At 63.5% G+C, this 11,399-nt stretch carries 18 protein-coding genes; 10 read left to right on the top strand and 8 right to left on the bottom strand.

Annotated elements, in window-relative coordinates:
* Positions 1 to 54: 54 nt before the first annotated feature.
* The 8 genes from AKN83_RS00985 (at position 55) to AKN83_RS01015 (ending at position 6,110) form a co-directional block, all read left to right on the top strand.
* The gene (locus tag AKN83_RS00985) at positions 55 to 561 is read left to right on the top strand and encodes a DUF1643 domain-containing protein (RefSeq protein WP_063695224.1); all 507 of its coding nucleotides are present in this window, start codon (positions 55 to 57) and stop codon (positions 559 to 561) included.
* Positions 558 to 2,312 carry an ATP-binding protein gene (locus tag AKN83_RS00990; RefSeq protein ID WP_050400464.1) on the top strand — a complete coding sequence of 585 codons (1,755 nt, stop codon included), beginning with the start codon at positions 558 to 560 and terminating at the stop codon, positions 2,310 to 2,312. Before AKN83_RS00985 ends, AKN83_RS00990 begins: the two co-directional genes overlap by 4 nt.
* Before the next feature lie 9 nt (positions 2,313 to 2,321).
* Complete coding sequence (locus AKN83_RS00995) at positions 2,322 to 2,699, top strand: hypothetical protein (protein ID WP_050400465.1); 378 nt, start codon at positions 2,322 to 2,324, stop codon at positions 2,697 to 2,699.
* A gap of 2 nt (positions 2,700 to 2,701) precedes the next feature.
* Positions 2,702 to 2,878, top strand: a complete 177-nt coding sequence (locus AKN83_RS39360; RefSeq protein ID WP_157113154.1) for a hypothetical protein — start codon at positions 2,702 to 2,704, stop codon at positions 2,876 to 2,878.
* A complete protein-coding gene (locus tag AKN83_RS01000; protein ID WP_050400466.1) occupies positions 2,878 to 3,324 on the top strand; it encodes a hypothetical protein in 447 nt (148 codons plus the stop codon). Before AKN83_RS39360 ends, AKN83_RS01000 begins: the two co-directional genes overlap by 1 nt.
* On the top strand, positions 3,321 to 3,668 hold the full coding sequence (locus AKN83_RS01005) for a hypothetical protein (protein ID WP_244521855.1): 348 nt from the start codon (positions 3,321 to 3,323) through the stop codon (positions 3,666 to 3,668). The genes AKN83_RS01000 and AKN83_RS01005 overlap by 4 nt, the downstream gene beginning before the upstream one ends.
* Positions 3,661 to 4,968 (top strand): site-specific integrase, encoded by a 1,308-nt coding sequence (locus AKN83_RS01010; protein WP_050400467.1) that lies wholly within the window; start codon positions 3,661 to 3,663, stop codon positions 4,966 to 4,968. Before AKN83_RS01005 ends, AKN83_RS01010 begins: the two co-directional genes overlap by 8 nt.
* 773 nt (positions 4,969 to 5,741) lie before the next feature.
* A complete protein-coding gene (locus AKN83_RS01015; RefSeq protein WP_050400468.1) occupies positions 5,742 to 6,110 on the top strand; it encodes a hypothetical protein in 369 nt (122 codons plus the stop codon).
* 51 nt (positions 6,111 to 6,161) lie between these two features.
* Here AKN83_RS01015 and AKN83_RS01020 read toward each other — a convergent pair whose 3' ends face one another.
* From AKN83_RS01020 to AKN83_RS01050, 8 genes are all read right to left on the bottom strand, one after another.
* Entirely contained in the window at positions 6,162 to 6,392 is a 231-nt protein-coding gene (locus tag AKN83_RS01020) for a hypothetical protein (RefSeq protein WP_244521856.1), read from the bottom strand.
* Positions 6,393 to 6,627: 235 nt separating this feature from the next.
* Entirely contained in the window at positions 6,628 to 6,873 is a 246-nt protein-coding gene (locus AKN83_RS01025; protein WP_063695225.1) for a hypothetical protein, read from the bottom strand.
* A 206-nt stretch (positions 6,874 to 7,079) separates the two neighbouring features.
* Complete coding sequence (locus AKN83_RS01030) at positions 7,080 to 7,274, bottom strand: hypothetical protein (protein ID WP_050400470.1); 195 nt, start codon at positions 7,272 to 7,274, stop codon at positions 7,080 to 7,082.
* 366 nt (positions 7,275 to 7,640) lie between these two features.
* Positions 7,641 to 7,988 (bottom strand): hypothetical protein, encoded by a 348-nt coding sequence (locus AKN83_RS01035; protein ID WP_244521857.1) that lies wholly within the window; start codon positions 7,986 to 7,988, stop codon positions 7,641 to 7,643.
* A 172-nt stretch (positions 7,989 to 8,160) separates the two neighbouring features.
* Positions 8,161 to 8,325, bottom strand: a complete 165-nt coding sequence (locus AKN83_RS40380) for a hypothetical protein (protein ID WP_172803461.1) — start codon at positions 8,323 to 8,325, stop codon at positions 8,161 to 8,163.
* 87 nt (positions 8,326 to 8,412) lie between these two features.
* Entirely contained in the window at positions 8,413 to 8,673 is a 261-nt protein-coding gene (locus AKN83_RS01040; protein ID WP_050400624.1) for a DUF3551 domain-containing protein, read from the bottom strand.
* Positions 8,674 to 8,970: 297 nt separating this feature from the next.
* The gene (locus tag AKN83_RS01045; protein WP_050400471.1) at positions 8,971 to 9,822 is read right to left on the bottom strand and encodes a 3-hydroxybutyryl-CoA dehydrogenase; all 852 of its coding nucleotides are present in this window, start codon (positions 9,820 to 9,822) and stop codon (positions 8,971 to 8,973) included.
* Between the two features lie 139 nt (positions 9,823 to 9,961).
* The gene (locus AKN83_RS01050) at positions 9,962 to 10,153 is read right to left on the bottom strand and encodes a hypothetical protein (RefSeq protein WP_050400472.1); all 192 of its coding nucleotides are present in this window, start codon (positions 10,151 to 10,153) and stop codon (positions 9,962 to 9,964) included.
* 573 nt (positions 10,154 to 10,726) lie between these two features.
* Here AKN83_RS01050 and AKN83_RS01055 point away from each other — a divergent pair.
* Together AKN83_RS01055 and AKN83_RS01060 are read left to right on the top strand one after the other, a co-directional pair.
* Positions 10,727 to 10,897, top strand: a complete 171-nt coding sequence (locus AKN83_RS01055) for a hypothetical protein (protein WP_157113155.1) — start codon at positions 10,727 to 10,729, stop codon at positions 10,895 to 10,897.
* Positions 10,898 to 10,997: 100 nt separating this feature from the next.
* The gene (locus AKN83_RS01060) at positions 10,998 to 11,255 is read left to right on the top strand and encodes a hypothetical protein (RefSeq protein WP_050400474.1); all 258 of its coding nucleotides are present in this window, start codon (positions 10,998 to 11,000) and stop codon (positions 11,253 to 11,255) included.
* The last annotated feature ends 144 nt before the right edge of the window (positions 11,256 to 11,399 follow it).

An 11,399-nucleotide genomic window follows, 5' to 3' on the forward strand; every position in this document is an offset into this window, starting at 1 on the left:
AATCCCGGCGGCAAGGTCAAGCTGCGGCTCGCCGACGGTGTCGGTGGCGACGCCATGTTCTGGGGCGAGAACGACTGCTACCGCCCGATCCTGACTCGCAAGTGGGTAAACCTGTTCACCGCCGAGACCAGGCTGCCGAACAATTTCGTGCTCTGGATCGGGATGAACCCGTCGACCGCCGACGCATCATTCGATGATCCGACCCTGAACAAGGTGATCGACTTCTCCATGGCGTGGGATTTCGACGGCCTCGCCATGATGAACGTCTGCGATTACCGGGCGACCGATCCGAAGCATTTACTGAAGGACGGCGTCGCGCCGCGGAGCAAAGGCAACCTGCCGCTGATACGCGATACCGCAAAGCAAGCCGCCAAGGTCGTCGCGGCTTGGGGCAACCTCGACCGTCGGCTGGCGCATTTCGCGGTGGATACCGAAGACGCATTGCGCCGGGACGGAATCGAAATGTGGTGCCTTGGCCTCAACAAAGGCGGCACGCCGAAACACCCGCTCTACGTCCGCGGCGACACCCCCCTCGTTCGATTTAAGGAGATTCCTGTATGACGTTCGCATTCCCGCGCGCCGTGTTGGAGCAGCACACCGCTTTCCTGGGTAAGACCGGCTCGGGCAAGACATCGACCGCGAAGCTAGCCGTCGAGCAGATCCTCGCCGCCAACCCGTCGGCTCGAGTCTGCGTCCTGGATCCGATCAAGTCGGACTGGTGGGGCCTCACCTCGAGTGGCGACGGCCGGCAGCCGGGCCTGCCGTTCTACATCCTCGGCGGCCCGCGCGGTCACGTCGCGCTCCACGAATCCGCCGGCAAGGCGATCGGCGAGCTCGTCGCCACCGGCGATCTGCCGCTGTCCATCATCGACATGGCGGACTTCAGCGCCGGCGGCCTCCAGAAATTCTTCAACGACTTCGCCCCTGCCCTCATGAAGCGGATGCGCGGCGTCGTCTATCTCGTCCTTGAGGAGGCGCACGAGTTCGCGCCGAAGGAGCGTGCCGGCATCGGCGCCGAAACCATGGCGATCCACAACGCCAAGAAGCTGGCCACCGCGGGCCGGTCGAAGGGCATCCGCCTGATGGTGGTGACCCAGCGCACCCAGGCGCTGCACAACGCCGTGCTCGGCAGTTGCGACACCATGATCGCGCACCGCCTCACGGCGCCGGCCGATCAGGATCCAGTCAAGAAGTGGCTGAAGGGCAATGTCGACAAGGCGGTCTTCGAGCGCGTGTCGTCATCCCTGGCTTCCCTGAAGACCGGCACCGGCTGGATGTGCTCCGGCGAGGCGCAGGTCGCCGACCTGGTGCAGTTTCCGAAGATCTCGACCTTCGACAATTCCGCGACGCCGACCGACGGCGACGCCGAATTTCAGGTCACCACTGCACCGGTCGATCGCGACCGGTTGCGCGCCATCATCGGCGACGTCGTGAAGCAGGCTGAGGAGAATGACGTCCCGCGGCTGCGGGCCGAGATCACGCGGCTGACCGCCGAGTTGGCGAAAGGCGCACCAGCGCCAGCCGCTGGCGCCGCCCGGGAGGAGATCGACGCCGCATATCAGGAAGGGCTGTGGGACGGTCTGCATCCCTTCCTCGACCTATTCGAGGACTTCAAGGTGATCGGCGCGGGCGTACAGAACCTGCTCGCCCGTGTCGGAGAGGTGCAAGCAAAACACAAAAGCGCTGTGGACCACGCTCCCGCGCATGCGCGCGAATTGCGCAACCACCGCTCTTTGCTGAAGCCGGCCTCGCCTTCCCTGGCGGCCCCTCCCCGCGCGGCGGCGCTGCCGGCGCCGCCTCCTCGGCCAACGACGGCGGCGAGCGGTGATGGGAGCCTCTCGCCTTCGCTGCAGAATGCCCTCAACGCGATCGCTTGGTGGCACAAGATCGGCCACGCCTCCATCGAACGCGCGCGGGCCTGCGTCGTCGCGGGATTGAGTCCAAAGGCTTCCACGTTTGGAGTCTATCTCGCCGAATTGGCAAAGCGCGGACTCGTCACGACCGCGGTGCCAGGGAAAGTGTCGCTGACCGATGCCGGGCGGCAAAAAGCAGTGTTCCCAGCGGCGACATCGGCCGCGGATCTGCGCGCGGCAGCGGACTCACTCCTCAGCGGCCAAGAACGCAGGGCCTTCGACGTCGTCTATCGCGCCTACCCAGGATCAATCGCGCGCAAGTCGGTCGCGGAAGCGATGGGCTTGTCGCCGAGCGCAAGTACCACAGGCGTCTACCTCGCCGCCGTCGCCGGGTACGGCATCATCGTGAACGCCGGACCCGGCGAGGTCCGCGCGGCAGACTGGCTGTTTACGACATAGGAGGCGCACATGAAGCTCGATCGAAATCTCAGCGGTGATGGTCGCGGCAAGTATGGGCTCATCCTGAACCGCGAACTCGCCCAGCGCGCTGCGGAAGCAGTCGTCGGCGCCAAGCCTGGCAATCAAGTGACCGAGAGCCAGTTGGAAGCGATGAAGATCGTCAACGCGGTGAGTTTCCTCGAGGCAATGGGGATCATCGACTGGGGAACAACGCCTGAGACGGAATTCTTCGTCATGCGCCTGAAAGACGAGCACGCCGGCGCGGCGCTCGCAGCCTATGCGACCGACGCGAAGGCGCACGGAGATCCCGAGTACGCAAACCAGATCTATTACGGCTTGGCGACCCGCGCAGGCCGGCTCCACCCGCACAGCAAGAAACCCGACTGATTATGCCGAAGCGCGAACTGATCGACATCGCCGCCGAAGTGATGGTCGAGACACAGAGGGCATTCAAGATCTTCGACGGCAAGACCACCGAGTGGGTGCCGAAGTCGCAGGTCGAGCGCAACGACGACGGGACGTTCACGATGCCCGAGTCGCTGGCGAAGGAGAAAGGCTTCATCTGATGAACGTGCCGTATAGCCAGGAGCAGTTGCTGGCCCGCGCCGAGACCACCGAGCGGATCGCCGAGCGATGGAAGGCGAACCCCGGTTATGCCGAAACCCTGCGGATGGAGGTGTGGGCGCTGCGCACCGCCGCGGCACTGTTCTCGCCCGAGATCCAGGACTGGTTTGAGGGCACGCGGCTCGAGGCCGGCCACCAGGTCATCCGCTTCGCCGCGGAACACGATGCCGGCAAGACTGCCTTCGATTGGTTCTGGCTGGTCGGCTACCTGGCCCAGAAGGCGGCCGCATCGGCGGTGGATGGCGACGTAGAAAAGGCCATGCACCACACAATTTCGACGGCGGCGGCGTTACTGAATTGGCATCGGCATCTCTCGGGCGCGAGCCGCCTGATGCGACCGGGCATCGACCCTGTCGCGCGCGGTGTCGACGTGGAGACGACGACGTGACCGAAGCACGGAACGAAAGCACCGAGGCGCTCCGCGGCGCCGATATCCGCTTCCGGGTCGACCCCGGCGACGTGCCGCCTGAGAAGGCCGCCCGCCGGCTGCACCTGACGCTCGACCGGTTCAACGAATTGCTGCCCAACCTGCTGAAGCGCGGCTTCCCTCCGGCCGATCCGGACACCGGCATGTATAGCCTTGAGGCGATCGACGAGTGGAGAAAGGTGCGGGATGGGCTCAAATCGCCATTGACGGGCGCCAGCCATCCTCCCCAGGCTAACCAGCCGGCGGACAAGCCGATGTCGATGGGAGAGCGCTTTGCGGCCAAGAAGCGGAGCAGGCATGGTTGATCTGCCCAAATACGTCCATGGCGAGAAAAAGGCCAGCGGCCGCAGGTACTTCGCCTACCAGCGGTTCCGCGGGACACCGAAGGCATGGCCGCGGGTACCCCTCCCGGCGGATCCGCTCAGCGTCGAATTTGTGACCCGCGCCAAGCTATGCGAGCGGCTGGTCGCTTCGAAGGATGAGACCGGCTGGACGTGGAAGTTCATGGACGATGCCGGCAGCCCCCACGTTCTTCCGTCTCCCGACGATCCGAACACGTTCTGGGCAGCTGTAGAAAAGGCTGTCGAGGTCGCAAAGCAGATAGCCTCCGGCGAGCGGAGAACGTTCCGGGCACTCATCACCGAGTTCAAAGCGAGCGCGGCCTATAAGCTGAGAGGCAGCGTCGACGATGGCAACGCGGCTGCGCCGGCGGAGGAGCCCATTCCGACGCGGCCCGGTGCGAAGCGCAAGCCCGGCAAGCGCAGCACCGGAGGGCTCTCCAAGTCGACACGGGATCAGTACGCCCGCCATTTCCGAGAGATCGAAGATAACTGGGCCGATGATCCTGTCCGCGATCTGACCACGGTGGACGTGCAGCAGGCGATCGATGCCTTCAGCGATCTCGGCCAGCCGTCGGCCGGGCGTGCCTTCCGCGCCACCCTGTCGCGCCTGATCGACTGGGGAATTCCCCGGGGCTATTCGGAAACGAATGTCGTCGAGAAGACGGAAAAGCCGCGCGAGGACGGAACTTACGAGCCGTGGGCGCCGTGGGCTTTCGAGCACTTCTTCAAGCACGCGAGGCTCGGTCTTCACCTGCCTGTTTATTCAGGGCTTTTTACCGGCCAGCGCATCAGCGATATCGTCCAGATGCGACGACCGCAGGACGGCGTCACCGAGATGCCGATCATCGCCCAGAAGACCAATGCAATCGTGCCGGTCCAGATCCACTCCGAGTACCGCGCCATCATCAAGGCCACAGGCCAGACGCACGAGATGCTGCACCTACGCGAAGATGGCGAGCCATGGACCTATGAGGGTTTCAAGACGGCGTGGCAGCGGGAGATGAACCGAGACGTCTTCAAGCGATTCCGGGAAGAGCGAGTCGTCTTCCACGGCACCCGCAAGAACGCCGTTAACAACCTCCTCGAGGTCGGCTGCTCGGAAGCGCTGGTCGCCGCGATCGTGAAGATGAGCCCGGCGATGGTGCACCACTATTCGAAGCGGGTGAACCAGTTCCGACTGGCTCGGGCCGCGATGAAGCAGTTCGAGGCCGGCTGGGCTGAGCTCCGGCCGCACGTCCTGGGCAACCTGAAGGCGGCCACATGACGTCTACAAACCCCATGTTTTCGCCCACGTTATCGCACGTTGAGGGTCTGCGATTTGTAGACAGGTTTGTTGAAATCGCTGCGGAAAAGTGCCCGGGCACATTTCTTTTAATCATGGGGTCGAGGGTTCGAGTCCCTCCGCGCTCACCAAACAAAATCAATCACTTAAGTCAAAAAATCAGCCTCCAGACCGAACTAGAGATTTCGTCAAGCACACACCCAGCACACGCTAGGTGCGGCAATGACGATAGCCCTTATGGTGCTGGGAGTTGTCGCGCTGGCGGTGGTGTTGCTCGTCGCCGCCGCTGTCGCGCTGATCGCGACGGTCAACAGTTTCGGCGATCCGGGATAGGATGCGGCGATGTGGCTCCTATTCAGTCGCTCGTGATCTTCGCGGTAGTTGCGTCGAGCATCCATTGGCAATGGACGCCAAACGGATATCTCGCAAGTCTAATCGGCGTCGGGCTTGCGTGGCTGCTCACCGCGCTCGTCACTGAACTTCCTCAGACCCTCAAGGGCCTTCGTCGCCGCCGGTCGTGCCCCTGCGGCACAGACGGTGCAGTACGTTTGACGCTGGGGATTTCAGTGTCCCAGTTCAGGAAGAAAACGCCGCCGGGCGTGTATTTGTGAGACCGGCGGCGTCTTTTCCTGGGACGATCAGAACAGCAAGCCGCTGCCGACCGTCGCAAGGTTTTCCGCGCAGGGGGCGGCCTCGACACGTGGGCTGCGTCGAGGCCGCATTTCAATCTCCCGCAGTCGGGTTGCGCAACTGAGATGACGGGAGCCGTCTATTCTACCCCCGTCACCGTGGCCCATTCCGACGGCATTAAGGATTACCCCAATCCGACCGCGTCTGCCGGGCTCGATAGTCGTCAGACCATGGTGCCCGAAGATGAAGAATTGTCAGAACCTCGGCACCGGCACCTGGGCGATCGGGGGCCTCCTGCGCTGCGGCGGCGCGCCAAGCCGGGCCACGAAACCATTTTCGCAAACGGTCGAAACCGTGCTGAAACATTCGGCCGCTACCACTTCCGCAAAACCATACGGGGAAGTGTCATGATGGAAGCGGCTATCATCGCTTTGCTGTGTCTGAGCGCCACGATCTTCGGCGCCCACGTCTACGACGCCATACATACCCATTGACGATCACGCCAGTTGCAACGGGCGGCCAAGAGCAAGCCTCACGAGCCAGCCTCACGGCCCCACCGTCAGCGGCAGCTCGCCCTGACCGCCGGTCCAGTCGATGATCTCAAGCTGCAGCCCTCGCTTCAGCATCTCGGCCTCGAGACTGCCGGCGTGGCGTTTCCATTCGGGCGTTGAGCGGACGCGGAATTTGGGCTCTTCGCCGTGCGCCTCGAATTCATCGTCGGCCTTGAGCGCGCCGCGGATGGCTTCGTACATCATCTTCAGGCTGGCGTCGGTCAAGGCGCCGTAATCCATCGGTCGTCTCCCTCAGCACTCTCGGAACGCAAAAGGCCGCCACGGAGCTTGTCGTGGCGGCCTTCTGCACGGCGGCCCATCCAGACGGCCCGACATGAGCGTCGGTGAGTCGGGTTAATGAAACGTTGTTCGTGCGGCGGCACAGTTGCAGTTCACCGACAAAGAAGGGCCCCGCCGAAGCGAGGCCCCCTTTGATTGTGCGAGATCCGTGCGGCGCCCGTTAGTCGTCGTCCCAGTCGCGACCACGAATCACGACGCCACGGTCGCGGTAGTAGTCGCGATGATGGTACCAGCCGTGGTGCCAGCCACGATCGTGCTCCCGGTAGACGCGCGGACCGTCATATCGATCGCCGTAATAACCCGGGCTGCTGCCGAAATAGACGCCGACCCCCTGCGCGCTGGCAATGGTCGGTACTGCGATCGCGAGGGCCGCAACTGCGGCAAGAGCGTACCTAAGCTTTGTCATGGCATCCTCCTTTTCAGTCCCCCATGACAACGACTGCCGTCCGCGCATGTTGCAGGAACAAGTTCGGAACTTTCCTGAACGCCTGTTCAACATCGTGGCGGGTTCGGCGCGACAGCGGCGGAAGATCGATCTGCGTGACCGGTGCGCCGCCATTCAGCGAGCGTTACTTCTGCCAGATCCTCGAATGTGCCGCTCCGCGCGCCGCGTCAAAACCTCAGGCATCGAAACAGTTGGGCGAGCGCCGTGTTGGCGGATTGGGCGCGGCGTTCGAGGATTTCGGCCGCCGTGGCGTAGTTGCACGCCAGGATCTGGAGCGCGCGTCGAGCATCCGGTAGCGTGGACTGCCTGGCCATCTCCAGACACTGATGCTCGAAGTAGCGAAGCTCCTCAAGTTCGGTCATTGCGATTCGTCCGATTTCATCTGCATCTTCGAACTCAGTGCGCCAACGGCCTAGTGAAAATTTGGCAAGATTGTTGCGGACGCCGGAATATCTGATCGGAGTGTTTCTGGATGCATGATTTGATAATCACTGCTCCGTGACCAGTGCGGATGCGCGCTGCGCAGATCGACCAAGTAGCCCTGCCCGGCCCGCCGCTGGCGACGAACGGGCCCGACCGCCGCGATAGCTGGCGCAATAGCGTTCTTCACCACCGCATCGTCCCGACCTAAAGCGCGATGTGATTAGGTTGAATCGTCATCGCGCATTAGCTCTTTGATTGAGCATGATCTTATCGGAAAACCGCTTCGTACTTTTCCGGATCATGCTTTAGGGCCACGCCAGGCCCGCGACGACAGCGGGCTCATCGTCGTCGGTCTTCGCACCCGTCAGCCGCCTGCGGCGCGCGCCGTCCTTGGCGCGACGATGACGCGTGTCAAACCGGCGCAGCGCCATCGGCACACGCCGCGCGAGGCGTTGAGCGAGCTCGACGGCCTGTCTGACGACGGCCATGACGGTCGCCACGCGCGTGAACAGGCCGATCAGGAAGACCATCGAGAACACGTCGATATAGGCCAACACATCGCCGACCAGCATCAATTCGGGAGGCAGCGGAATCCGGTGCAGATAGGCCGCGATCAAGATGACGACCGGGATCAGCGCAGTCAGCTTCCGCAACGTCAGCCGATCCAGCACGCTGCGAGCTCAACGACCAGGACCTGCCAGAGCCAGCCGCCAAGCACGGCCGGCTTGTCGATCGTCCAAGTTTGCCAGAAGGCTTGCCACAGCCGCCGCCGGTTCCGTTTCCACATCGCCCCGTCCGGCATCCTCTCGAGCACAACACCGGCGGCTACGGCTTCGACGAGGCCTCGCTGCCGTCGCTCCCGACCGTCGCGCCTAGCGCTTCAGCCGGGTCCGCCGACGGAAAAATGCGCTCGTAGTTGGCTCGCGCCTCGCGAATCAGGCGCGCACGCTCGCGTTCCGACTTCGAGATGAACTTGATGATCTCGCCCATGTGCTCTCCAACGCAGGGGGAATTATTCGACCATCGACAATGCAACCATCATGCCTGATGGCCGACCGGTCGACATGCTGGCGGCGCCTACTGGATCCGCCGCGGCGATACGCGCGGTTGGCTGAATGCAACGCGCGGATTGATGCCGCAATAGGCATCGCGGCCTGACGCCGACGCCTGGCACTGCTCGTAGGTCTGGTAGCCGCAATAGCCGGGATATCCCTCATCCCTACCCTGGATGCACCAGGGATAATCGTAGGGATCGGCTGCCGCCGGCTGTGCGGAGCCGACAATCCAGCTCGTTCCGAGCGCCGCGAACGTCAGAAATGCCAAACTCGACCTGCGCATGATCCTGCTTCCTTCCTCGCGCGGCACCCAGTCGTTGATTTAGGTACGCTGGGAAAATCTGCGAGGTTTCCGCTCATCGCCTCAAGAAGGTGTGACCCGAGCGCGGCGCAGGACACCGGAAGCAAGGCGCCATCGATGGGTGCGGCATCCAACAAAAAACACGAGGCCCGGTGTGCCTAGGAGCCCGGGCCTCGTGTCTGATGTCCCCCGCCTCAGTGGCGGATCAGGTGTTTTGGTTACGCGAGCTTGTCGGCGCGATCCATCCCGGATGACTACGGGGTCGGGCGCGCGCAGATTTCACTTGCTGTAGCTGTAGAACCCCTGCCCGGTCTTGCGGCCGAGATGGCCGGCATCGACCATCTCCTTCAGCAGCGGCGCCGGCCGGTACTTGGGGTCGTTGAAGCCGGTGTAGAACACCTCCATCACCGACAGCATGGTGTCGAGCCCGATCAGGTCGGCAAGCGCGAGCGGCCCGATCGGATGGTTGCAGCCGAGCTTCATGCCGGCATCGATCTCCTCCGCGGTCGCAATGCCTTCCTGCAGCGCGAAGATCGCCTCGTTGATCATCGGGCACAGGATGCGGTTCACCGCAAAGCCCGGGCTGTTCTTCGCCGTGATCGCGACCTTGCCGACGCGCTTGGCGAACGCTTCGGCCTTGGCGACCGTGTCGTCCGAGGTCTGCAGGCCACGGATCAATTCGAGCAGCGCCATCACCGGCACCGGATTGAAGAAGTGCATTCCGATGAAGCGGTCAGGACGATCGGTCGAGGCCGCAAGGCGGGTGATCGAGATCGACGAGGTGTTGGTCGCGACCAGCGCGCTTGGCTTCAGCCCGGCGCAGAGATCCTTCAGGATCTTCACCTTCAGCTCCTCGTTCTCGGTCGCCGCTTCGATCACGAGATCGCAGGCGGCAAGCTTGGACTTGTCGGTGGTCGCGTTGATCCGCGCGAGCGTCGCGTCGCGATCGGCCGCCGACATCTTCTCCTTGGAGACCAGGCGATCGAGACTGGACCCGACCGTCTTCAGGCCGCGTTGCACGGCTGCGTCCGAGATATCCACCATGGTCACGGTAAGCCCCGCCGCCGCGCAGATTTGCGCGATGCCGTTGCCCATGGTTCCGGCGCCGATGATGCCAACCGTCTCGATCATAGTGTTCGTCCTTCCCGTCGCTTGCGCCGCCTCGCGGCCGTATCGTCAAACTGGCGGCCCCCCCGGGGTCCGCGGATGGGGCATGCATAGCAGTCCGGCTGAACGGCCGATACAGGAGACGGCGGTATCTTGGTAGGGTCTATTCCGCGCGCGGCGGGATGGGTCGCCGTGGCGGGACGGCGGCGCGCGGCGGCAATTGGGTGCGCGGCGGCTCAGCCGGGCGCGACGGCTCGAGCACGCGGTTGAGCCGCACGATCCACCAGGCGAACCGGCCGTAGCTGCGGCGCAGCGCCGATCCAAATCCTTCGTCGATGTCCTGGTCACGATCCATACCCCTATCGTTAACGTGCATCCTTGAAGGAACGGTGAGCGCCATCACGCGCAGCGCCGGCAATCGTTAGGAATTTGGCAACCATCGGCGCGCAGGCTGCAGGTTCGGCGGCGGTAATCTCCCGGATTGCACCAGGGCAGCCCCCCGCCGCAGCATCGCCATGGCGGCGCGACTCGCTTTTAGTTGATCGAATTTTCCGCCGGGCGCGGCGACATAAGGCCATTGGATGACGAGGGCTACGCCCATGCTTTCTGAAAAATTCTTTTTGGTTCTCGAGACATTGCTTAACGGCCAGACCCACTCCGACGGAAGCCCGCGTGTGGTGAGCACGTCACCCCACGTACCGGTCAAGCTTCCGCAGGAAAGCCAGCCGGAACGCAAGCTCCCTCGCTAGGCGCCTTGCCGCGGGCAAGCCTCACCGATCGCCGCGGCACGCGAAGCCGCTCGGCAGGCTTGCGCCCGTGATCCAGCTCATAGTCGGTGAAGGCGAGCCGCGCTACACCACTCCCGTAACGACGTGGTGCCGCCATGGACTGTGAGACCGACAGCAAAATCGATTTCGGGAGCATCGCCGTGGCGATCAGCGTCGCCGCCTACACTGCGATCATGCTCGCTTATCTCGCCCAAGACGATCTCGGCCTGACCGCCGCGCAGACGCGCCATTTCTCGATGGTGGCTGCGCTGTTCCTGGCGCTGCCGATCGCGCTGGATTTCCTGCGCACCGGCCCCAGCAGCGCGCCCTGAGGCGTCCCCTGCCGTCTACGCGCGTGCGCAACATAGCGCTAGGTGAAGCGAGGCGAATCAGCGTTACTTTGCAGCTGATCACTTCGTGGGATTTGGCTGCATGACCCAGCCCAGCGTCCTGGATCAGAAGAGTGCAGATCAGAACATTCGCGAGCTGCAGGAATGGCTCCGCACCGCCTGGCAACAGCTCGCGGACCCTTCCCTCACTGCCTTCTCCCGGCGCGAGCTGCGCAACCAGATGAAGCAATGCAATGCCGATCTGCGCATGCAGCTGCAAGCCGCTTCCAAGCAGATGCTTAGTCAGCCGGCTGGATCGGGCAAGACATTCGCCAGACCTGCGCTGCGAATACTCGCCTAGGCGCGTTTCGCAGCGAACCGGATACCGGCTTCGCGTGAAGAAACCGCGCCGCCGTTACGAGCGCCAGCGCGCCAAAATGCCGCGATCTCCTGCTGCATGCGCGCCATACCTCTGCTTGTGCAGGAGTGCCCGGCAAGGCACAGC

Origin of the sequence: Bradyrhizobium embrapense (assembly GCF_001189235.2) — a bacterium.
Lineage (GTDB): Bacteria > Pseudomonadota > Alphaproteobacteria > Rhizobiales > Xanthobacteraceae > Bradyrhizobium > Bradyrhizobium embrapense.